The 21,798-nt window shown below is 70.3% G+C and carries 23 protein-coding genes and 1 pseudogene; 11 read left to right on the top strand and 13 right to left on the bottom strand.

Annotated features, from left to right (window positions below):
* Positions 1-596: 596 nt before the first annotated feature.
* On the top strand, positions 597-1,259 hold the full coding sequence (locus tag ACF07B_RS24760; RefSeq protein ID WP_392180544.1) for a lysophospholipid acyltransferase family protein: 663 nt from the start codon (positions 597-599) through the stop codon (positions 1,257-1,259).
* Positions 1,260-1,908: 649 nt separating this feature from the next.
* On the opposite strand, the gene ACF07B_RS24755 is transcribed toward ACF07B_RS24760, so the two are convergent.
* Entirely contained in the window at positions 1,909-2,364 is a 456-nt protein-coding gene (locus tag ACF07B_RS24755) for a hypothetical protein (protein ID WP_392180543.1), read from the bottom strand.
* A gap of 360 nt (positions 2,365-2,724) precedes the next feature.
* Between ACF07B_RS24755 and ACF07B_RS24750 the strand changes: the two genes are divergently transcribed.
* Positions 2,725-2,937, top strand: coding sequence for a hypothetical protein (locus ACF07B_RS24750; protein ID WP_392180542.1), 213 nt, complete (start codon positions 2,725-2,727; stop codon positions 2,935-2,937).
* Positions 2,938-3,127: 190 nt separating this feature from the next.
* Here the strand turns inward: ACF07B_RS24750 and ACF07B_RS24745 are convergent, their stop codons facing one another.
* Entirely contained in the window at positions 3,128-4,903 is a 1,776-nt protein-coding gene (locus ACF07B_RS24745; protein WP_392180541.1) for a serine/threonine-protein kinase, read from the bottom strand.
* Between the two features lie 354 nt (positions 4,904-5,257).
* Between ACF07B_RS24745 and ACF07B_RS24740 the strand changes: the two genes are divergently transcribed.
* Positions 5,258-5,725, top strand: coding sequence for an HIT family protein (locus ACF07B_RS24740; RefSeq protein WP_392180540.1), 468 nt, complete (start codon positions 5,258-5,260; stop codon positions 5,723-5,725).
* A gap of 156 nt (positions 5,726-5,881) precedes the next feature.
* A complete protein-coding gene (locus ACF07B_RS24735) occupies positions 5,882-6,439 on the top strand; it encodes a GNAT family N-acetyltransferase (RefSeq protein ID WP_392180539.1) in 558 nt (185 codons plus the stop codon).
* On the opposite strand, the pseudogene ACF07B_RS24730 reads toward ACF07B_RS24735, so the two are convergent.
* Both ACF07B_RS24730 and ACF07B_RS24725 read right to left on the bottom strand, forming a co-directional pair.
* Positions 6,434-6,859 (bottom strand): annotated as a pseudogene (locus ACF07B_RS24730) (transposase); the annotation flags it as partial. The gene ACF07B_RS24735 and the pseudogene ACF07B_RS24730 overlap by 6 nt on opposite strands.
* A 257-nt stretch (positions 6,860-7,116) precedes the next feature.
* Positions 7,117-7,572 (bottom strand): VOC family protein, encoded by a 456-nt coding sequence (locus ACF07B_RS24725; RefSeq protein WP_392180538.1) that lies wholly within the window; start codon positions 7,570-7,572, stop codon positions 7,117-7,119.
* 138 nt (positions 7,573-7,710) lie between these two features.
* Here ACF07B_RS24725 and ACF07B_RS24720 point away from each other — a divergent pair, with 138 nt between their 5' ends.
* Entirely contained in the window at positions 7,711-8,247 is a 537-nt protein-coding gene (locus ACF07B_RS24720; RefSeq protein ID WP_392180537.1) for a hypothetical protein, read from the top strand.
* Between the two features lie 25 nt (positions 8,248-8,272).
* Here the strand turns inward: ACF07B_RS24720 and ACF07B_RS24715 are convergent, their stop codons facing one another.
* The 3 genes from ACF07B_RS24715 to ACF07B_RS24705 form a co-directional block, all read right to left on the bottom strand.
* Positions 8,273-8,395 (bottom strand): hypothetical protein, encoded by a 123-nt coding sequence (locus ACF07B_RS24715; RefSeq protein WP_369485904.1) that lies wholly within the window; start codon positions 8,393-8,395, stop codon positions 8,273-8,275.
* Positions 8,396-8,556: 161 nt separating this feature from the next.
* Entirely contained in the window at positions 8,557-8,862 is a 306-nt protein-coding gene (locus tag ACF07B_RS24710) for a DUF1905 domain-containing protein (protein ID WP_392180536.1), read from the bottom strand.
* 252 nt (positions 8,863-9,114) lie between these two features.
* Positions 9,115-9,618, bottom strand: a complete 504-nt coding sequence (locus ACF07B_RS24705) for a hypothetical protein (RefSeq protein ID WP_392180535.1) — start codon at positions 9,616-9,618, stop codon at positions 9,115-9,117.
* Positions 9,619-9,794: 176 nt separating this feature from the next.
* Here ACF07B_RS24705 and ACF07B_RS24700 point away from each other — a divergent pair, with 176 nt between their 5' ends.
* Both ACF07B_RS24700 and ACF07B_RS24695 read left to right on the top strand, forming a co-directional pair.
* On the top strand, positions 9,795-10,307 hold the full coding sequence (locus ACF07B_RS24700) for a GNAT family N-acetyltransferase (protein ID WP_392180534.1): 513 nt from the start codon (positions 9,795-9,797) through the stop codon (positions 10,305-10,307).
* A gap of 105 nt (positions 10,308-10,412) precedes the next feature.
* Positions 10,413-12,116, top strand: coding sequence for a pentapeptide repeat-containing protein (locus tag ACF07B_RS24695; RefSeq protein WP_392180533.1), 1,704 nt, complete (start codon positions 10,413-10,415; stop codon positions 12,114-12,116).
* A 135-nt stretch (positions 12,117-12,251) separates the two neighbouring features.
* Here ACF07B_RS24695 and ACF07B_RS24690 read toward each other — a convergent pair whose 3' ends face one another.
* Both ACF07B_RS24690 and ACF07B_RS24685 read right to left on the bottom strand, forming a co-directional pair.
* Positions 12,252-13,232, bottom strand: a complete 981-nt coding sequence (locus tag ACF07B_RS24690; RefSeq protein WP_392180532.1) for a phosphotransferase family protein — start codon at positions 13,230-13,232, stop codon at positions 12,252-12,254.
* 85 nt (positions 13,233-13,317) lie between these two features.
* Positions 13,318-14,454: an FAD-dependent oxidoreductase gene (locus ACF07B_RS24685; protein WP_392180531.1), complete on the bottom strand. Its 1,137-nt coding sequence runs from the start codon at positions 14,452-14,454 to the stop codon at positions 13,318-13,320.
* Between the two features lie 223 nt (positions 14,455-14,677).
* Between ACF07B_RS24685 and ACF07B_RS24680 the strand changes: the two genes are divergently transcribed.
* Positions 14,678-15,307: a TetR/AcrR family transcriptional regulator gene (locus tag ACF07B_RS24680; protein WP_392180530.1), complete on the top strand. Its 630-nt coding sequence runs from the start codon at positions 14,678-14,680 to the stop codon at positions 15,305-15,307.
* 26 nt (positions 15,308-15,333) lie between these two features.
* Here the strand turns inward: ACF07B_RS24680 and ACF07B_RS24675 are convergent, their stop codons facing one another.
* Both ACF07B_RS24675 and ACF07B_RS24670 read right to left on the bottom strand, forming a co-directional pair.
* Positions 15,334-15,852: an adenylate kinase gene (locus tag ACF07B_RS24675; protein WP_392180529.1), complete on the bottom strand. Its 519-nt coding sequence runs from the start codon at positions 15,850-15,852 to the stop codon at positions 15,334-15,336.
* Between the two features lie 112 nt (positions 15,853-15,964).
* Positions 15,965-17,281 carry an MFS transporter gene (locus ACF07B_RS24670; RefSeq protein WP_392180598.1) on the bottom strand — a complete coding sequence of 439 codons (1,317 nt, stop codon included), beginning with the start codon at positions 17,279-17,281 and terminating at the stop codon, positions 15,965-15,967.
* Between the two features lie 411 nt (positions 17,282-17,692).
* On the opposite strand from ACF07B_RS24670, the gene ACF07B_RS24665 reads away from it, so the two are divergent.
* Positions 17,693-18,634: a helix-turn-helix domain-containing protein gene (locus ACF07B_RS24665; protein WP_392180528.1), complete on the top strand. Its 942-nt coding sequence runs from the start codon at positions 17,693-17,695 to the stop codon at positions 18,632-18,634.
* Between the two features lie 59 nt (positions 18,635-18,693).
* Here ACF07B_RS24665 and ACF07B_RS24660 read toward each other — a convergent pair whose 3' ends face one another.
* Entirely contained in the window at positions 18,694-19,590 is an 897-nt protein-coding gene (locus ACF07B_RS24660) for an arginase family protein (protein WP_392180527.1), read from the bottom strand.
* 195 nt (positions 19,591-19,785) lie between these two features.
* Positions 19,786-21,057, bottom strand: coding sequence for a hypothetical protein (locus ACF07B_RS24655; protein ID WP_392180526.1), 1,272 nt, complete (start codon positions 21,055-21,057; stop codon positions 19,786-19,788).
* A 136-nt stretch (positions 21,058-21,193) separates the two neighbouring features.
* Between ACF07B_RS24655 and ACF07B_RS24650 the strand changes: the two genes are divergently transcribed.
* Entirely contained in the window at positions 21,194-21,550 is a 357-nt protein-coding gene (locus tag ACF07B_RS24650) for a PRC-barrel domain-containing protein (protein WP_369480754.1), read from the top strand.
* Positions 21,551-21,577: 27 nt separating this feature from the next.
* Entirely contained in the window at positions 21,578-21,751 is a 174-nt protein-coding gene (locus ACF07B_RS24645) for a hypothetical protein (RefSeq protein ID WP_392180525.1), read from the top strand.
* Positions 21,752-21,798 lie beyond the last annotated feature (47 nt).

Raw genomic sequence — 21,798 nt, 5'->3', positions numbered from 1 at the left:
AGGGGACTTCATGCGTGGGTCGGACAGGAGAGCTCTCCCCTCCTGTCGTGGAAATCGCCTCGTCGATCGCCGCGCAGCAGGCATGTCGGACGCTGAACGCCCACCAGTGAAAGCTGACACCGAGGACCGGCTGGAGCGCCTGGGGGTCCGGGCTGACGCCGACCGGGACGGCCCGGCCTCGGTGATCCGCTCCTCTCGGGCGCCTGACCCGGCGAACAACGCGGCCTGGACACCTTGATCGAACCCGTAGTTCCCGCGGTCGCCTTCGGGTGGAAGCAGGTCGCAGGTGACGATGGCTTCGTCCAGGAGTTCCAAGCGCCGCCGCCTCGGTCCTCGCGGCCAAGGAATGATCATCGGCGTGCGCGACGAGTGATGCAGGCCGAGGTTGGAGAGCGCATGCGCCGCGGCTGTGATGTGTTCTGAGTACGCGGCCCGGTGTGCGGGTTGACGTGCCGGACGCGTCGATCGCGGCCGGTCGCGCGCTCCATGCCGGGGCGAGTATCTGAAGGCCGTGAAGATGAGTACGAGGACTCACGCCGCGGCGTCGCCCAGGAGCGAGGATGAGGATCAACGCCGTCCAGACAGGGAGACCTTTCATGCTCAGCCGCACCGCCGACCTGCTGGTGCCCGCGTTCGGGCGGCTGTCGGTCACCACCGACGCATCCGCCGAGCTTGAGTCCGGCAGCATCATCGCTGCCAATCACACCTCGCTCGCGGACCCCGTCATCGTGGTCGCCGCTCTGTACCGCCTGGGCATCGAACCCGTCGTCATGGCGACAGCCGGCTTGTGGCGCATCCCCGTGCTCGCCCGCGCCCTCGTCCGCGGCGGACACATCCCGGTGCACCGGGGCGGCCCCCGCGCTGCGGCCGCCCTCGATCTGGCCGCGGAAGCCCTTCAGCAGGGCCGCCATATCCTCATCTACGCCGAGGGGGGTCTGCCCCGCCGCAAGGACTCCGCGGAGGGCGCCCCCGGCGAGTTCCGCAGCGGCTTGGCCCGGCTCGCCGAGCACACCGGCGCTCGGGTCGTACCCGTAGGCCAGGCCGGCGCCCGGCGGATGGTCTCCGGTGGCGTGGTCAAGCAGCTCGCCGGTCTCGCGACGGCACCGGTGCGCCGTCCTCAGCTGCATGTCCACGTGGGCGCGCCGCTGGTCCTGTCCGGTGACCAAGCCGCGCGTACAGCGGGTGCCCGAGCCGCGGTGACCGCGGCCTGGCGGACAGCCGCCGCGCACCTGGGCGAGCCGAGCGTGCTCGCCGCATAGTGCTTGACCGCGAAGGTCAACCGGGCTGGTGGTCGAGGCGGTTGGACGGGCGGTGACGTCCGAACCGACCGCCGGAGGTGCGGTGGCCGAGCCTGTCCGTGTGCGCGGACTGACCGAATCCCCGGACCCGAGCGAACCCGATCGAGGCGCACGCGCCCTCATCCGCAGCCGCAGCCGCAGCCGCAGCCGCAGCGAGAAAGGCATCCCCTGGGCTGGTCGGCCCTTGTCAGCGGCGGCCTGATCCCGCTGGAAGGTGCGTCACCGAGCTCGTTTGGCGGCGCTTGCCCGATAGCGTTCCAATACACCGATGGACAGTGCCGATGTGGCCACCAGCCCGAACACGATCGAACTCGAGGCACCGCTGTGCTCCCGCTCCCAGATACGGAATCCGACCAGCAGGACAACGACTCCGAACAGCAGGACCTGTATCCACCTGATGGCCACGGCCCTCTGGTCGTGGCCATCAGCGTTGCTGTCTCTTGTGTACACCGGGGCTCCTCTGCTCCTTCAGTGCGCCGACCGTACTGGTACAGGAAGCCATCGAATCGACCCACCACCGGTGAACCTTCGCGGTCACAGCAACAGCTCCCCCGACTGCCGCAACTCCGGATCCGTATGCGGACGGCTTCTTCAGTGTCAGCCGCTGCTGTCAGATGTCGTCCATGCTTCCTGGGCCCACGACGCATTTCCCGGTCTCGTCCACCACGTAGATGACGTCACGGGTGCCCACCGCGCCCTCCGCCTTGCCTGGCTCGGGGTCGATGAACGGGCAGACCGACTCCACCCCGCGGACAACAACCTTGTACGTCACGGGCCATGGGCGCTTTTCGGTCCACCCGAAGTACATACCGCCGCCCTCACCCGGTGCTCGGTCAGGATCCCCCTCGACCACGACACCGCGCTCTCCGCACAGCGGACAAGCGACCACGCGGGCATCCCAGGCCGACTCGTTGACCAACCGCACCGGCAGCCCTTCATCGTCGGTGCCGCCGCACCCCGTGACGGAGACGGCGGCGATACCCAGCGCGGTCAGCAGCGAGAAGCCCGGTCGCTTCCTGCTCCGTCCAAACGCGGCGCTGGGACTGCCTGGCCTCGAAACTCGCATGCCCGGACTCTCTCGTGATCATGGTTGGGCCAGGATCATCGCAGGTCATAGGCATGATCGGCAACAGTCCACGGGTGGCCTTGGGGGTGCCGGGCGTAGTCACGGCTCGGAGTCGACCGGGATGGCCCCGTACACGGGAAAGCCAAGTCCGGAAACAGCCGCATGCTCCTCGTAGCCACCTACGATGCGGGCATGCCACCGTCCGAGAGCGCTCCGGAAAGCCGTCGCGGGGGAACGAGGCCGACCGGTCTGACGCCCGCACGAGCGGACCGGACCATCAGAGCACTGTCGTGGTGGTGGGCGTCTACGCCCCTCATCCTGTTCACCCCGGCGATCGCACGGGCGATGGGGTTGCCCGACGTGCGACGAGAGATCGGCTGGGTGTTCGCGCTGATGGCCCTGTTCACTGCCGTGCTCGCGCCGGCAGCGGGATTCGTGGTGGCCCGGGTCAGCGGCCGGCGAAAGGCACGTGGGCGATTCCTGGCCATGGCCTTGGTGTCCAGTGCGCCGATCCTCTCCTTCTTCCTGCTCGTGGTGCTGTTCCCCGAGTGCCCGGACGGATACCACTGCTGAGGGCCATCCGCGCCACAACTGGCGCCGCGAGGACGCCCCGACTCGTCCGCGCGCTCCGCGGCCCGCGAGGGCCCGCCTCCGGCGTGGACGCCGGACGCGTCGCCGTGCCGTGAGACCGGCAGCGCCGGCCGGACTCCGATCGCCCAGGCGTCCGGGAGGCGCCGCAACACTTCCTCCGGGACAGCCGACGCTACTTCCGCACCCATTCACCCGGTTCGGCGTCCACAGCCATGCTGAACTGCAGCAGATGACCGTTGCGGTCGAGCATGAAGAAGATCGAGTCGGGCTGACGGCAGTCCTTGGCCGCGTCCGCGGCGTACATCGCCGGACTCAGCGCCAGTACGGGGGACACGGCGCCGACGATGAAGGTGTTGTCGCAGTTCTCCGAACCGTCCGCAGCGGCACCCGTGTCCCAGAGCTGCACCAGACGGCCCCCGGCCGGGCCCTGCGAGATCCGGAGCATCCCCTTGTCCCGGTTCCCCTCGATCGCCGGCACCCAGACGCCGACGTACTCGTCCGGCACCGCCTTCCGGCCTTCGGTGGACCGGTAGAGCTCGGCCGTCACGCCGCCGGACTTCCACACCAGCACGTCCTGCGACCGTATGGTGAGGGTCTGCCGAGCCGGCGGGTTGCAACGCCCCCGCGGTACCTGCCCGGTCACCTGCCCCTTGTCGACGACCAGCGAGTCGGTATCGGCGGAGACCAGCTCGGCGCGCCCGGTGCACTGCGCGGATCCGTCGGTGTCGATGTAGGCGGCGACCTTGTCGCCCTGCCGGCCCGTCGAGATGTCCAGGCGCAGCACCCGCCTCGGGTAGTCGACATCGCCCTTGAGTACGCCCTCCCACGCGCCGACGAAGTCCTTCGGGACGCCCGGCCCGGTGCTCCGCGACGCCGCCCCTTCGGAGGCCGAAGGAGTCGAGGAGGGTTTCCCGTCCGCCCCGGGGTCCGCGTCACCGTTGTAGTGGAGCGCCAGCGCCGTGCCCGTGGCCGCCGCGGCGAGTGCCAGCACTCCCGCGAGCAGCGGTTTCCACCGTCGTCCGGGCCGTTCCAGGGCCGGTGAACCCTGCGGTGGTGTCTCCGTGTTGAGCAGCCGGGCGGCCAGCCTGCCGAGATCGGCCAGCAGTTCCGCGGGCAGCCAGGGGTCGGCCACGTCGGTGCGGGTGTGGGCGGCGATCTGCTCGGCGCTGGGCCGCCGCCGCGGGTCCTTGGCCAGGCAGGAGGCGACCAGGCCGGTGAGCGTCCGGGGCACCCCGGTGAGGTCCGGTTCCTCCTCGGCGATACGGAACATCAGCGCGTGCAGGCCCACTTCGACGGAGCCGAACGGCAGCCGCCCCGTCGCCGCGTACACGAGGACCGACCCGAGACTGAACACGTCGGAGGCGGGCGTCACCCGCTGCCCGCGCACCTGCTCCGGCGACATGAACGCCGGCGAGCCGATCACCAGACCTGTGGATGTCCGCACACCGCCCGCGATGGTGTCGAGTGCCCGCGCGATACCGAAGTCGATGACGCGCGGGCCGTCGACGGTCAGCAGAATGTTCGACGGCTTCAGGTCACGGTGCACCAGGCCCGCGCCGTGGATGGCGCGCAGCGCCCGGGCGAGGCGCCCGGCCAGGGAATGCAGCGTGTCCTCGGGCAAGGCCCCGTAGTCCGATTCGACGACCTGCTGGAGGGAGGGGCCGGGCACGTACTCCGTGGCCACCCAGGGTGTGGCGGCCTCGGTGTCGGCGCCGAGCACCGGCGCGGTCCACTCACCGCCCACCCTTCGCAGCGCGGCGACTTCCTGGTGGAACCGGGCCCGGAACACGGGCTCTTCGGCCAGTTCCGCCTTGACCACCTTCACCGCCGCGGCCCGCCCGCCCGCGGAACGTCCCAGGAAGACCTGCCCCATGCCACCGGCGCCCAGCCTGCCGATCAGCGTGAAGTCCCCGATCCGCCGGGGATCCTCCGGTTCCAGGACATGCATCGGTGCCCCGCTCTCCCCGTGTGCCGATGTGCTCCGCGCGGCGGCGACATTACCGGTTCGAACAGCACGGTGCCGTTGGGCACGTTGCGGGTGCTCCGTACCGCGTACGAGATCCGCGTCCCCTGCCTACTCGCTGCCGTCACGCCAGGCGGTGCCCAGCCGTGGCTGGGCCGTTCGGCTGCCGTCGTCTCGCGTCCCCCACGGATCTCGATCACGTTGCCGCGGAGGCGTGCCGACGTCCGCGCGCCCCGGAACGAGATGCGCTCAGGACACTCCGCCCTTCTCCACGCCCTGACACACACGGGCTGAGGTCAAGGGGCGTTTCGCGATGCGCCAGTTCTACTATCTCGGTGCATGACGACTCCCGACTGTTTCGCGTGCAACCAGGAAGCAGAGTTCGCCGGCCTTCCGCCCCGCGAGCGCGTGACCTATGACCAGCACTGGCGGGTGGCCCACGCCGTGAACACCGCGCTGCCGGGCTGGTTGGTGCTCCTGCCCCGACGCCACGTCGCCGCGGTTCATGACCTCACCGACGATGAGGCATCCACCTTGGGAACGTGGCAGGTGAAACTCTCCCGGGCTCTGCGAGCCATGACTGGTTGCGCGAAGACCTATGTCATCCAGTTCGCCGAAGCCGAGGGATTCGCGCACGTGCACTTCCACATCGTTCCGCGCGCGGAAGATCTGCGGCCCGAGCATCGTGGGCCGGGCGTATTCGAGCTGCTTCGACGATCCGAGCACGAGCACGTATCGGCCGACCAGGCGGACCGGATTGCCCACTCTCTGCGATCTCGACTCCAGGGTCACCCGGAGGCTCACTAGTGCCGTGACCGGATAGGTTCACCGAGGTCTCGCGGTCTGCGGGTGCGCGAGTCACCGCTGTTCCCCGGTTTCGGCTGGTCGCAGGGCTGAACGACCTCGTTCGCATGGTTGTAATCAACTTGCTGCCGACCCCGGCGGGCGGGCAGGGTCCGGATCATGCTTGAACTACGCACTTTGGAATCAGACAACTGGCCCCTTTGGCGGGAGTTGCGACTGGCCGCGCTTGCTGAGGCCCCCTACGCGTTCGGATCGACGCTGGCCCAGTGGCAGGGCTCCGGCGACCGAGAGGAACGCTGGCGTGCCCGTCTGTCGATTCCTGGCGCGCACGATCTCGTCGCGCTCCTCGACGGTCTTCCGGTGGGCATGGCCAGCGGAGTGCCGGGCGAGGGAGCAGAGAACGTGGAGTTGATCTCGATGTGGGTCGACCCCACGGCTCGGGGCAAGGGTGTGGGTGACTACCTGATCCAGGCGGTCGAGCGGTGGGCGGCGGAGCGCGGTGCCGCGACGCTGCGGTTGTCCGTCATGCCGGAAAACCGCAAGGCGACCGCGCTCTATGAGCGGCACGGTTTCACGGACACGGGTGAGCCCGGCGATCTTCTGCCCGATGGCGTTGGCAGGGAGCGGGTCATGGCGAAGAGCCTGGCCGCTGATCTCCGCATCCGGGCACAGCGGGATCCCCGACTACGTGCTCCACGAGCGCCCGGACCGGAGTAGGCAGCGCAGGGCCTCGCGGCCGATCCGTATCAGGCGGGCGAGGTCGCGGCGCAGGTGATCGGCGAGTTTCCGGATGGACCAGCGGGAGAAGGGCTTGCCGAGCTTGGCCGGGCGGGTGGTGGCCGTCTGGATGACGAAGTCCTCGTCGTCATCGCTGAGCAGGCGGGGACGGCCTCCCGCCCACCGAGGGGCCAGACAGGCCGGCCCGATCTCGTTGAATTTGTGGATCACGTCCCGGACGGTGTCCTCGTCCGCCTGCACGAGCCGCGCGATCACCGGCACGGTGTTCCCGCTCGCTGAGGCCAGCCGCATCATCGCCCTGCGGAAATGCACCGTGCTGGTGCTGCCCCGTCGCACGATCCGCTGCCGTTTCTGCCCCTCCTGCTCGGCCAACGTACGGCCCCTGACCGGCTGTGCCATCCCGCCTCCCCGCGCCGATCGGACGTGTCGTCACATTCCACCGGCACGAGGACCATGAGCACCAACCCGGTGAACCTACGCGGTCACAGCACTAGACGGCCTGGACCGTCAAGCCCAGGCCGTCGAATACAGCGTCATTCGGCTCCGGTGCCAACACGCCGTCGCAAGGCGGTACGACAAGGTCTCGTTCCCTGCGAAGCGAACGTCCTCGTCGCCGAGTTCACCAGATGAGCGTGAGCGGCTTGACCGAACGACTCCTAGACAACATCGAATTCGTTGCCCTCGGGGTCCTGCAACTGGACGGCGTAGTGCCCCATGTCCGGCGCGTCCGTGATCCGGAGCACGGCGGCGCCGGCTTTGACCAGTCTCTCCACTGTCGCGGTCACCCGCTGTGTGCGGACCTCCAACGGGACGTCCCGCCCGCCGCCGACCTTCAGGTCGAGGTGAATGCGGTTCTTGGTGGCTTTGGATTCCGGAACCTTCTGGAACCACACCCGGGGCCCTTGTCCTGCGGGATCGACAATCGACTCCGGGAGGTCGCCCGCACCGGGAGGCAACTCCTCCGCGGGCACGCCCATGTCTGCCCAATACTCCCGCCACGTGGCATGGTCACCCGGCGGGGGTTCGGGCACGTATCCCAGAGCCTCGCTCCAGAACGCCACCTGCCTCACCGGGTCGGCGCAGTCGATCGTTAGTTGCAGCGTCATCTCCATACCCAGAGCCTGACAGACACCTCTGACATTCAGGCCGGACCGGCCCCGCGAACGGGAGAGGCACATCTTTCCCCGCCTCCGCGCACAGGCCAACTCGCCTGCTTCAGGGCCGCTGTTCGAACGGCCTAGACTCTGCCGATGATCGAGATTCTCGACAACCTGGACTTGCTGTACCGGCCCCACCTCGACCTCACGACTGTGGAGATGAACGGCATAGCCCTGGGGGAACCGGCCACCAGCGTCCCGCGCCTGAGCATCATCCAGGCCCAGTCCTCCGTGGTCGCCCGGTACCGCGGCGGGACCGACATCGACAGCGAGTACTACCACGCGGACGGGCGGAGGCTGAGCCTCGACGAGGTCGTCAACCACGCTGCCCGGTCGGACGGGTTCTTGTACTGCGCCAACAAGGTGACCTACAAGGTCCGAGCCGGCACGGTCGTCGGCTTCACGATCTACGGCCCGCATCTGTCGCACTTCGCCCACCTGACCTCGTACGAGGATGTCCTGGCCGCCTTCGGGAGACCCGACCACGCACACGAAGACGTGGCGTACGGCGACCTCATGGGCTATGACACCTACTACTGGGGCGCGCAGAAGCTGGTGAGGTGGGACGCCTGGGACCACCGGGTGAGCCTGATCAACCTGGGCGCCTTCGAGGGAAACACAGGCCCGTGATCAGGCGTGCCGGATCCAGGCCGGGTCAGTTGGTGGGTTCCGGACCGGAATCCGACACCAGTTGGGCGTCGATCAGCACCATGTCGATGCCGGACAGCTCCGCTCCGCGCAGTCCGGTAGGAAAGCGGTGCCCAGGTGCTCCTGCCACAAGCGGTTCACGGTGGCGTCGTCTGCGGTGGATCCGTTCACACGCGTCGCCACGAGGGCTCGCCGATCGAGGAAGCGGGGACCGGAGATCATCTCCTGGGTCGTCTCACCGTTGAGCCGGCACACTTGCTCGGGACCGCCGTCGCCGGTGTCACCGTGAACCTAGCGGGGTTGGCGTTCGTGGAGACGGACGGTCAGACTCACCGTCACGGCGTCTCCTGCCGCGAGGCCGCTCGGCTTGCGCACGGCGGCCTTGAGCGGCAGCAGGTAGCCGCCGTCCTTGGGGAAGAGTGACGTCTGGAAGGTGACCTCGCCGATCCGGGCCTCGACCGGGATCACGCCCCAGCCGTAGGTGGCCAGTGCGGCCACCTCGCGGATGTCGGCGGACTCCTCGTCCGGCACGCGCACGAAGTAGTACGGCGACGGTCCGCGCCATTCGATCACCGGGCCGGAAAAGGCGAACTCCATGAGGTCGGTCTCCTTCCGTGAGGGCGAACAGGACGCGCGATGGATCCCGCAGAGGCTTCCAGTCGTCTCACCCCTCGACGAAGTAGGTGTAGGGCGCCACCGAGACCGCCTCCGAGACCGCGCGTTCGTCGTCCTCGTCGGCTTCGGGGTCAAGGTAACGGGCACACAGTGAGTGCATGGACCATACGGCGAATCCGGCGTGGAAGTCGTGGCCCCGCCTCGACCTGTATCAACCCGGCCGAAGCACCGCCCTCATTCCCAGAGGTCGGCTCCGTCGCGCCCGCTGGGGTCCATCGTCAGGAGGTCTTCGTGCAGGCCTGGCAGGGGCCGCCGAGTCGGAGTGCCGTCTTCGCCGGACTCCATGACCACCCAGCCGGGCTCCGCCTCCGACCCGTGCGCGCCTCCGCCCGCGTCCAGTTCTTCGAGCGTCGCGAACACCGCCTCGTAGGCCACGGCCCGGACCAGGCGAACAAGGTCCTCGCGGTCCGCCCCGGCGGCGAGAAGCCGCTGCGCGGCGGGCAGTTGGTCGAGCGAGCCGGGATCGGTCCAGCCGTCGATCGCACCCTTCCACAGGCTCCGCAGCAGCAAGGACCGCGTGAGCTGCGGAAGATCGTCGATGACCTCCGACGTGATCAGGTCGACAGGATCGGCCACACCGAGTGCACGGAACCGGGAACGCAGCGACTCCGCAGCAGTCCGCCGTGGCGCGTCCAGGCCGTTCAGCCATTCCTGCCACGCTGATTGAGGATCACTCACGGCAACAGCATGCACCACGGTCGGGAGGCAGGACGATCGGGGCACCGACCGCGCCGGCGTGCCGGGCGCCGTGGTGCACGGAACCGCGAACGGAGCCGTCCTCGGGAAACGTCGTCATCGCTGAGCCCGTCGCGGCGCGCGCGGCGTCGAAGCCGGTCGCACTAGGGTCGTGGGCCATGACCGTGCTCCGTGGCGCTTCCGTCGTCCTCCGGCCCACCGTCCAGGACGACGTCCCCGTCCTGGCCGCCATCCGGGCGACGCCGGAAGTACGCGCGCGATGGCGGGGTGGGGATGATCTCGCGGCGGAGATCACGACCGATCTGCGGGACGCCGACACTCGGTGTCTGACGGTGGTCCATCAAGGGCGGAACGTCGGCATGATCCAGTGGCACGCCGAGGAGGAACCGGACTACCGGCACGCCGGTATCGACCTCTTCCTCGATCCCACGGTGCACGGCCGGGGCCTGGGCACCGACGCCGTACGGACGCTGGCCTGCCACCTCATCGACGACCACGGCCATCACCGCCTGACCATCGACCCCGCGGCCGACAACACCGCGGCGATCCGCTGCTACGCCAAGGTCGGCTTTCGCCCGGTCGGCATCATGCGGCGGTACGAGCGTGGCCTGGACGGCAGTTGGCACGACGGCCTCCTCATGGACCTTCTGGCCGACGAGGTGGTGCGCTGATCGCCGCCGTCCGCCGACCGGGTTGTACAGGGGCCCAGGCCCACGATAGCGTCGCACTGACGAGAATTCTCGTCAGTGCGACGCTATTTGTTTCGAGGGGGAGCCATGACACAGGCACTGCTCGCCGGGCGCTACCGGCTCAAGGACGTGCTGGGCCGGGGCGGCATGGGGGTCGTCTGGCGCGCGGAGGACGAACGGATCGGCCGGACGGTGGCGCTGAAGGTACTGCCGCCGGAATACGGTGTGCCGGCCGCGCAGGAACGCCTCGCCTCGGAGGCGAGAGCGCTCGGGCGGATATGGGACCCGTGCGTGGTGGCCGTGCTCGACTACGGGCAGGACGCGGACGGCACGGTGTTCGTGGTCATGGAACTGGTCGCGGGCCACACCCTGGACCGGGCCGCCGCCGATGCGTCGGTGCCCTTGATCCTGGACTGGGCCGGACAGATCTGCCGGGCCCTGCAGGTCACGCACGCGGCCGGGCTGCTGCACCGTGACATCAAGCCCGGCAATGTGATGGTCACTCCCACGGGGACCGTCAAGCTCCTGGACTTCGGCATCGCCCGGTTCGTCCGCGAGCCGGACCGGGCACACCCGCTCACCCTGGCGGGCCAGGCAGTGGGAACGCCCGCCTACATGGCACCCGAACAGCTCGGCGCACCCGGGGCGACCGACGGCAGGGCCGATCTGTACGCCCTGGGCTGTGTGCTGTACGAACTGCTGACCGGAGCCCGCCCCGAGTGCGGCGGCCTCTACGAGAGGAAGCTGCCGCCCCCGCCCTCCCTCCACTCCCGCGAGCCGCTGCCTCCCGAGGTCGACGGACTCGTCCTCGCGCTTCTCGCCCCAGGGCCGAAGGACCGGCCCGCCGACGCGGGTACCGCGCGTGCCATGGTAGGAGCCGCGATGGACGCGTGGACCCGGACGCACGGCCCGGCCGGTGCCTGGTCCGCGGCACCCTCGTGGCCCGCGCGGAGCGGCGCCGGCGCCACACCCGGTGCCCCTGCTCCGTACGACCCGACGGTCCTCCTGGACGCCGAGGCGCCGTCTCCCGCACCGGGCCGGGCGACCCGGACCCGGGTCATGCCGATGTCCCCGTCCGGCCTCGACCGCGTTCGCGAACTGGCCGGCTGGCAGCGTGGCCACCAGGAGGCATGCCGGGACCCTCGCACGCCAGCCGTCAAGGAACTGCGGCGCCTCGTCGAGGAACTGGCCCAGCTCCCGGGAGGCCTGCTGGACCACATCGACCTCTCCGGCCTGAACCTGGACGGCGCGGTCCTGATCCAGGCAGGACTGGCCGGAGCACTCCTGACGGGAACTCAACTCTCCTTCGTCCTGATGCCTTTCGCCGATCTGCGCGAGGCGGACCTCGTCGGCGCGGACCTGGCGGGCACCTACCTCGGCTCGGCCGACCTGGCGGGCGCGGACCTCTCGGACGCCCAGCTCTACACGACCCACTTCACGGAAGCGAACCTGACAGGGGCCCGCCTGACAGGCGCCAACCTCGTGGCCGCGGTGCTGTCCGACGCCGACCTCTCCGGCGCCGACCTGCGGGGCGCGATCCTGCACGGGGCCTCACTCCGCGAGGCTCAGCTGAGGGGCGCCGATCTCTCGGGCGCCGACCTGCGGGGTGCCGACCTCGCGGGCGCCGACCTGAGCGGTGTGCGCTGGTCCGTCGAGACGTGCTGGCCGTTCCCGTCGACCGCGCTGCGGAAGCTGTCGTACTCCTCGCAGGCGCCGGGCGGATTCGTGCTGCCCGACTCCTGCGCCTCGACGAAGCTGCGCCGACTGCTGGACGGTGACGGCGCCCGGTAGGTCTCGATGGCGGGCCGGCCATGGGGACGTCGGCTGCCCCGCGGCCCGGCCGAGGACCGGCACGCCCGCCGACGGCCGATCCGCCACCGGCCGTTCCGCCGGAAGACGGTGCGGGCGTGGGGCTTCGGGCCGGACCTACGCGTAGCGCTCGAACAGCGCGGCCAGGTAGTTCTCGAGCCTGCCGGTCAGGAGGGCAGGGGTCAGATCCGCGCGGCCGAGTTCGCGCCAGGGGACGGCGACCTTCTCCGCGTCCGGGGCGAAGGCGAGGGCGTCGATGAGCCGCCAGTACAGGTGCGCCGGGCTCCGTCCGTCCAGTCGCCCTCCCGCGGCGAGGTACCGGTCCGCGAAGCTCATGCCCAGGGGAACACCGTGGAGCAGGGCCAGGGCTGTTGAACAGTGGGCCACATCGAGGTCAGCCGGTCCCCATGAGGTCTCCACCCAGTCGACCACACCGCTGATACGGACATCGCTCCCGTCGCCTTCGAAGAGAACATTGCCCGGGTGGAAGTCCCGGTGCAGGAAACAGGACCGGTGATCAGGCGGACCCTGTCGGATGACGTCGACGGCCCGCTGCCACAGCTCCGGCCGCGGCGTGGACCCGGGTGGCGTCACCCGTTCCGGCGAAGTCCACGCCTGCCAGGTCCGCGGCCTCGCCTCTGCGGAGACCTCGATCTGGTGAACGCGCGACAGTTGCGCGGCCAGCAGGTCGGCACGGTGTTCAGCACCTCGGTCGTCCAGACGGACGGACCCGGGCAGCATCGACATCAGCAAGGACGGGTGGTCGCAGCACGTGCCGGCCGAGTCGACGTCCACGAGCGCGGCCGCGGGCACGGACGTCTCCCCGAGCAGGCGCAGAACGGCGGCTTCGCGGGACAGCAGACCATCAGCGTGCCGGATGTAGAAAGGCTTCTCGAAGGACCGCAGCACCAGAGTCCGCCGGCCGTCCGGCCCCGAGACGCTCAGGCCGCGCATGTGCGAGGTCCAACCTCCTCGCAAGCGCTCGGCGCCTTCTATCCGCTCCCCGTCGGCGAGTCGCTTCTCCACCCACGATCGCGTGGCAGCCCAGTCCTGCGCGTCACGACCGTCTCCGGCTCGTCCGTCCTCACCCTCGATCATGAGGGTGAGGCTATCGGCCCCATGGATGGACGACCCATGGGGCGATGGACGCGGGACGGTGATGGGTCGTCAGCCGGTCGTACGGTCAGTCGTTGTCGCCCTCGTCCGGGTGGTGCGGTACGCCGGAGAGCAGGTCTTCGGCGTGACCGTCGAGGGCGTACTGCATGTCGCTGGAGCGGGGGAGCATGGTCTTCTCGTAGGCCTGGACGGCGTCGTCGATGGTGTCGTGGTGCGCGAGGGCGAGGGCGAGTTCGCAGGCGTCGAGCATGGCGAGGTTGACGCCGACGCCGAGCGGGGGCATGAGGTGGGCGGCATCCCCGAGCAGAGTGACGGTGGGGTCGTGTTCCCAGGCGTGCGGGACGGGCAGCGCGTACAGCGGGCGGTCGACGTAGCGGCCGTCATTGTCGCGGAGCATCTGCCGCAGGCGGGGCGACCAGTCACGGTAGCGGTCTAGGAGGACGGCCCGGATGCCGTCGGTGTCATGGGTCGTGAGGCCCGCGGCGGTGATCCAGTCGACGGGGACGCGCTGGATGACGTAGACGCGGATGTGGTCGCCGCTGTTGCGCTGAGCGAACAGTCCGCGCTCGCCGTCGGCCGCGGCGGCGCTGCCCCGGCCGACGAGTTCCGCGAGGTCGGGGTGCTGGTTGTCGACGTCGTGGAACCAGGCCTCGAGAAAGCTGATGCCGGTGTACCGGGGCGTGGCGTCGGAGAGGACGCCGCGCACCGTGGACCAGGCGCCGTCGGCCCCGATGACGAGATCGGCCTCGGCGCTCGTGCCGTCGGTGAAGTGCAGCAGGCGGGGTCCCTGAGAGGAGCCGCCGACCGAACGCAGGGTGTGGCCCCAGCGCACGGTGTGGGGCTGGAGGGAGTTCAGGAGAAGGTCGCGGAGCTGTCCGCGGTCGATCTCGGGCTTGAAGGTCTCGCCTTCCCCGGGGAGATGGTGGAAGCCGATCGCGCCCGTCGCATGGTCGAGTTGGCGCATCTCCTGCCCTTCGGGGCGGCTGAGGCGGAAGAAGTCGTCCAGCAGTCCGGCCTCGCGCAGGGCGATCTGGCCGTTGTCCTCGTGCAGGTCGAGCGTGCCGCCCTGGTTGCGGGCCTCCGGGCCGGCTTGGCCGTCGTAGACGGTGACGCTGATGCCGTGCCGCTGGAGGATCCGCGCGCAGGTCAGACCGCCGGGACCGGCTCCGACGACAGCGATGCGGGGCGTGGGGTCGGTGTTCATGGTGGTGCTCCGTTCGTGCGGTGCGGCGGGGCGCCGGGGCCGGCCGCGGAAGCGGGAAGGAGCGGTCGCGGACATCGCGGATCACTCCGTTCGGACAGTGGGAGGTGAAGTGCAAGGGGGCCGGGCAGTGCCTCGTGGCCACCACACCAGAAGAGCACACCAGATCAATAAGTGCAACAACTCAACTTTTTTACCGAGACAACTAGTGGTGTAGATTGCTTCCATGTCCGAACCCACTCGCCCGGCCGCCGGCTCCCCGGCTCCCCCAGGGCGCCGCGAGCGCAAGAAGGCGGCCACTCGCCAGGCCATCGCCGACGCCGCACTGCGCCTCTTCCTGGAGCGCGGCTACGACGACGTCGGCATCCGCGAGATCGCCGACGCCGCGGACGTGTCCACGACCACGCTCTTCAAGCACTTCCCCGTCAAAGAGGCGCTCGTCTTCGACGAGGAATCCGATCGGGAAGACAGCCTTCTCGCCGTCGTACGCGAGCGGCCCCCGGGCCGGTCCATCCCGAACGCCCTGCGCGAGCACGCGCTGCACCACCGCGGAGCGGACGCAGGCAGCGACCCCCGCTTCGTCACGTTCCTCGAACTGGTGAACAGCACCACGGCCCTGCGCGACTACCACCAGGCCATGTGGCTACGCCACACGGCCGCGCTCGCCCAGGTGATCGCCGAAGAGAGCGGCCTCCCCGCGGGTGATCCCGCCTGCACCGCGCTGGCCCACTTCGCCCTCGAAGCACCGCACGCCGCCCGCGCCCACGACGACCCCCAGCAGGTCATCAACAGAGCGTTCGACCTGCTCGACAGGGGCTGGTGCGGCCTCGAAGGCCCGAAAGCGGGCCCGAGCTGAGGAACGGGAGCGCGGCCGACGCGACGTCAGAGGGCCGCGAGCCAGCGGGCGGCCTCCTCGGGGCGGGTGAAGCGCAGGGTGTCGAGCGGGGCGAAGCGGGGATCACGGGTCCGGCGATCGATCTCCTCGCGGCGGCCCGCGTACTGGGACCAGGACCACCGGACCGGATGCTCCGCGCTCAGCCACCCCCGCCAGGTCTCCCGGTTGCCGCCGAAGAGGACCTCGCGGCGGGCGGAGCGCCGTAGCGAGCGGCGCAGCACGCGGGGCACGACCACATGCCTCGGGTAGTCCAGCCACACCACCGTGTCGGCCCGGCCCCACAGGAGATCGCGGACCTCGGGATATCCGAGGGAGTCCACCACCCAGCGGGGCCCGGCGCCGAGCCGCGCCACGTCCTCGGCGAACGAGGCGTTCACGGACCACCCAGGACCGTCGTAGTAGAGCCCGTCCATCTCGTGGTACGCCAGTCCCAGCCGTTCGCCGAGAGCGCGCGCGAGTGTCGACTTGCCCGCGCCCGTGACCCCCACCACCAAGATCCGCTCCACAGCGGGGCAGCCTATCCCGAGGCTCCAGACCCTGGAGGGCGCGCCGGCGGGTGGGCGTGAGGAACTCTTGTCGAGCCCCTCGCGATGATCCGGCTGCCGTGCCTCTCCCCGGTCAGCCGCGGGGCAGGAGGAGACGGGACAGCGCGGTGGTGGCGATGAGGAGGGCGGCGACGGCGAGCAGGCCGACGCGCATGCCGGGGAGGGAGAAGTCCCCGTCGGAGCCGGCGAGCAGGCCGCCGAAGAGGGCGACGGCGAGCGCGCCGCCGGTCTGGCGGAGGGAGTTGAGCAGCCCCGACGCCGTCCCCGCGCGCTCTCCCGGGACGGCGTCCATCAGGAGCGCCGTCAGCGCGGGCACGACGAGCGCCCCGCCGATGCTCAGCGGCAGCAGCAGGACCAGTACCAGCCATACGGGGGTGTGCGCGGTCAGCGGCAGCAGGGCCAGCATCGCTCCGGTGAAGATCGCCTGACCGGCGACGATCACCGGCCGCCGCCCGATCCGTTCCGCCAGACGCGGCGAGACGAGATTGGTCACCGTCACCACCGCCGACATCGGGACGAACATCAGCCCGGCCTCGATCGCCGGCATTCCGCGCAACCGCTGGTAGTACAGCCCGAGAAGAAAGATCCCGCCGTAGAAGGCGGCGTTGACGGCGAAGCCGACCGCCAGCGGGACGGCCACCCGGCGGTCCGTCAGCATGCCCAGCGGGACCATGGGCCGGCGGTGCCGCGCCTCCGCCATGACGAAGGCGCCCCCGGAGGCGACGGCGAGCGCGGCCGCGGCCGTCACCGGGCCGCTCGTCCAGCCCAGGTGGCCGCCCTCGATCACCGCGAAGGCCAGCCCGGCCAGGGCCAGTACGGCGGTGAGCTGTCCGCCGACGTCCACCGCGGCGGGCCGGCGCGTGGAGCGCGGCACCCGGACCAGCAGGCCCAGGATCACCGCGCCCACGGGGAGATTGAGCAGGAAGACCGCTCGCCAGCCGGCCGAGTCGGTGAGCAGGCCGCCCAGCACCGGCCCCGCGGCCATCGCCACCGAACCACCCACGGTCCACAGGGCGATGGCGCGGGCACGCGCCCGGGCGTCGTCGTAGGAGTGCCGGATCAGCGCCAGCGAGGCGGGCATCACGATCGCCGCGGCGCCGCCCTGCGCCACGCGCGCGGCGACCAGCACACCGATGCCGGGCGCCAAGGCGCAGCCGAGGGAGGCGAGGGTGAACAGGGCCACGCCCCAGACATAGGCGCGTCGGGCGCCCGCCCGGTCGGCGAGGGCACCGGCGGAGATCATCAGGGCCGCGAACATCAACGTGTAGGCGTCCACCACCCATTGCAGTCCGGTCATCCCGCCGCCGAGGGAGGCACCGACCGCGGGCAGGGCGATGTTGACGGCCGAGACGTCGATGGTGATCACCGTGAAGCCGAGCAGCGCGGCGATCAGCGCCACGCCGCCACGCCTCGGTGCGATCGGTGAGTCGACGGGCCGTGCCGCCGGCCGGGACCCGTGCGGCTGTCGTCGCCGGAGCGAGGAGGTCGACGACCGCAGACCGCGGCCGTGGGCCGCCGCGGTGGCCGCGGAATGGACAGGGGCGGGGGCACGCATGATGAACTCCTGGGCAGACAAGGGGAATCGACGGTGGCCGGAGAGAGCCGGCGGGCGGCGCCGGACCGCCGGGGCCGCGGTCCTGTGCCTCGCACGCCCTGGGCCCCGGCGGTCGGGCCGCCCGCTCCGGGATCAACTCTCCGCGCCGGCGCGGCGGTCCGGCAGACCGACCTGTTCCCCGGGTGCGGCGTTCCAGGGCATGACAGGGCCCCCCACCTTCCCGGTCGGCCTGCCACAATGGGCCGAATGTCAGCAACGGACGCACGGGGCAGCGAACTCGGCAGATATCTGAAGGCCCGCAGGGCGCAGGTCCGGCCGGAGGACGTCGGTCTCCCGGCCGGAGCGGGGCTGCGCCGCACTCCCGGACTGCGCCGGGAGGAGCTGGCCGCGCTGGCCGGAGTGAGCGTCGACTACTACATCCGCCTGGAGCGTGGCCGGGAGACCAATCCCTCCCCCGCCGTCGTGGACGGCCTGGCCCGTGCCCTGCGGTTGCGCGGCGACGGTTACGAACGCCTCTACGAGCTCGTGGAGTTGGCCTCCGGGCGGGTCGGTGAACTGCCCGCCTCCTCCGATCACACGGTTCGTGACTCGGTGGTGCGGATGCTGGAGTCGATGCGTCCGCTCCCCGCCTATGTGGTGAGCCGGTTCAACCGTGTGCTGGCCGCGAATCCGCCCGGCCGGCGGCTGCTGCCCGGACTCTGGGACTGGCCCCAGGAGCAGCGCAATCTGACCCGGTATCTCTTCCTCCACCCCGTCGGCCGGACACTGTACGAGCCGTGGGAGGAGACCGTCGCGCTCTCGGTGGCCCATCTGCGGGCGGTCGCCGGAGCGGCCCCGGACGATCCCGAGCTGACCGCGCTCGCCGGTGAACTGGTTTTGAAGTCACCGGAGTTCGCGCGGCTCTGGGAGCGGTACGACGTCTGTGAACGCGGCGGCGGGCAGAAATCCTTCCGGCATCCGGGAGTCGGAGCGATGACCCTGACCTACGAGGTGATGCGACTGGCCCGGACGGGCGGCCAGCGGATGGTGGTCTACCAGGCGGCACCCGGCACCCCGGACGAGACGGCGATGCTCCGTCTGGACTCCTCGGACGCGCGACCGCGCTCGGCTCGTTCGGACCGGCCGGAGCCGGCCGACGAACCGCGCCCCGCCGGCACACGGTCCCCGGCCCATGCCTCAGCCGGCTGAGCCTCGCTCCGTGCGGCCTCGGCCCCGGGGGCTCGTGGGCCGCACGGCCCCGTTCCCGGTCAGGCGCCGGTGAAGGCCCTCTGGAGGAGGTCGGCGAGGAGGGCTGCGCAGGAGCCGTCGGGGTCGAGATCGGGGTCGTAGATGGTGAGGTTGAAGCCGACGCACCGCTCCGATCGCACCAAGGTCCGCAGCAGCACGGCGAGTTCGTCGGGCAGGAGCCCGCCGGGGTCGGGGCTGTCGACGGCGGGCATGACGGACGGGTCCAGCACGTCCGCGTCCAGATGGACCCAGAACCCCTCGGTCACGGGCACTTCGAGAGTCTGCAGGACCGCGCCCGCCAGTTCCCCGGCACCCCACTGCCGGATCTCACCGACCGTCGCGTTCATGATCTTCAACTCGGCGAGCTCGGCCCGCTCGTCGTCGTAGTCCCGGATGCCGAACACCCTGACGTCCTCGTCCCTGACATACGGTCGCAGGCCTTCGAGGTCCGTCAGGTCCCGCTGGCCACGGCCGGTAGCGAGGGCCAACTCCTCGCCGCCCGCGGCACCGACCCGGTCGGAGTTGCCGGGGTGCCGGAAGTCCGCGGATCCGTCGACGACGACCAGGCCGTACCGTCCGATGCGGCGGAGGGCGAGCGAGGCACCGAGCTGGATCGAACAGTCCCCGCCCAGGACGACCGGGAAGTCTCCCGCCCGGACGTGGTGTTCGACGCGGTCGGCGAGCTTGCGGCTGTACGTGGCGATCGCCTCGGCGTTGAACACACCGCCGCCCTCCGCCCATCCGCCCCGGTCGTAGCGGGGCGGCACGACGACTCCGCCCTCGTACGCCCCGAGCCGCTGAACCAGCCGTTGTTCCCGCAGTGCGCCCGCCAGCTTGTAGCACCCGGGCACGGTGCCTTCGGCGGGCGGCCGGAGGCCGAGATTGGACGGGGCGTCGATGACGACGAGACGGCGCATCCGGCCATTCTGGCCCCGCGGCGACCGCAGTTCAACGGACCGGCCCGCCGGCGGGCGGACGCCGACGCACCTTCACGGGACGAGTGCCGGCGCACCGCTCCGGGCCGGAGGAGGCCGTGTCCTGAGCCGTGGCCCGAGACAGCGAGAGGCGGTGGCCGGTCCGGTCCGGTGTCCACCGCCTCCGGCTCCCGGCGGCTACGAACCGTCGGCGTGGACCGCGTACACGTAGCGCTTGTTGACGTACTCGCCCACGTTCCAGATCACGGACTCGCTGAACGACCAGTTGGACGCCCCGCTGCTGTGGTAGCTGAGGTCCTCGCAGCCGATGACGAGGTCACACACCGCGCTCGCGGTCGAGCCACCGGAGGTGAAGGTGCGCAGTGTTCCCTTGGTGGAGGGGCCGTCGCTGGCGGCGAGGTAGTGCTTGGTCTTGCGGGACACCACGCCCTGGATCTTCTGCTGGCTGACGGTGACGGCCTCCGTCGCGGTGAGCGAGGCGAGCTTGCGGTCCGTGTAGTCGAGGTCCCAGCGGACCACCTTGGGCGTGCCGGTGCCCGCACCCGTGCCGTTGAAGGTGCCGTCCTTGTAGTCGACCGTGCCGGACAGGGAGTACTCGCTCACGACGAGGCTGTCGGGGGTGCTGGCGCGGTCGAGCCCGATGGCCGTGTACCGCAGGTAGGTTCCCGCGTTGTCGTAGGCGTGGCTCTGCGGCAGGACGTACTGGTACCCGTAACCGTAGAACTGCCCGTCGGTGTGCAGACCGCACACGTCCTTCTCGGTCAGCGGCACCTTGAAGAGGGTGTTCAGGTCGAACACGCGCAGACCCTTGTAGGTGTCCACCACGTAGAGCAGGTTGCCGTACCACATGATGCCGCCCGCGTGCTTGCGGATGGGGTTGAACGAGAACTCGCCCGTCGCGGTCTTGACGGGCTCCACCAGCAGGACGTGCCGGTACTTCGGCGCCGACTCGTTGTTGTAGTTGACGAACGTGAGCCTCAGGCCCTTGTCGAGCGCGTACTTGTCCGTCGGGGCGTCGTCGGGGTTGGTCTCGAAGTACCAGGAGGCGAGGACGACGCGGTCGGTTCCGCCCTCGGGGTAGGTGCCGTTGCCGTAGGCGTCCGCGCTGGTGGTGACGCCCTGGGGAATCCAGTAGTCGACCGTCTGGTCGTCGGTGTCCCAGGCGAAGCCCGTCTGGAACGCCTCGGACGTACTGGGGGCGCCGGTCAGGTGGGTGGCGCTGCGGTTGACATCGGCGACGACCGTGGTCGCGTCCACCTTGGGCAGCTTCGTCGCCAGACCAGCCGTCAGGTCGGCGAACTCGCCGTAGGTGTTGGCGGTTCGGGCGGTGAGGGAGAACTGGCCAGCGTCGATGGTCGCCGCCTGCGCCGGGGAGGCGGAGAGGATGGTGCCCGCGGCTCCGATGAACGGGGCGGCAGCCATTCCCTTGATGATCGCTCTACGTGTCATGGTCACAGCAGGGAAAGTTATGGCGTTCCCGATCGGCAAAGCAAACCGCCCGCCGTCGGGGTGCCGGGACGGTCAAGGCATCAGACCCGCGATCGGGGGAACTCCCGAAGGGGAACCCACGCAACGGAGGCACATGATGTTCGAGGCAGGTGACATCCGCGAATGGCGTGGTCACGACGTGGTGGACCCCGGTGGCCACAAGATCGGCACCCTGGAGTCCGTCTACGTCGACACGGCCACCGACGATCCTTCCTTCGCCACCGTGACCGTGGGCCTTCCCACCCGCCGTCGCCTGGTGTTCGTACCCCTGGACGGCGCGACCGTCGGCCCGGGCTACCTGAAAGTGGCCCACGACCGGAGTCTGGTGAAAAGTGCCCCCTCCATCGACACGGACGGCGTGCTGCCCGCCACGGACGAGCCGGAGGTCTTCGCGCACTACGAACTCGACTACATGCCGGGCGTCAAGGGCGAGCGGCGTCTCGCCCGTCGCTGATCCGCGCCGAGAGCCCGGGAGGGCCCGATGAACCTGTTTCTGTTCCTGATGCTCGTGGCGGTCGTCCTGGGCATCATCGGGGTCGCCGCCCACGGGCTGTTCTACCTGCTGGTGATCGGCGTCGTGGTCCTTCTCGCCGATCTCGTCTACGGCGGCCTGCGCCTGCGCCACGGCGGCCGGAAGCAGCGCATCGCGCGGTGAGCGCGGCGCTGCCCCGGCCGACGCGGACCGGGTGTCCCGGACCGGGC

The organism is Streptomyces sp. NPDC015532, from assembly GCF_043078065.1.
Lineage (GTDB): Bacteria > Actinomycetota > Actinomycetes > Streptomycetales > Streptomycetaceae > Streptomyces.
This window is presented reverse-complemented; position numbering and strand designations above follow the sequence as displayed.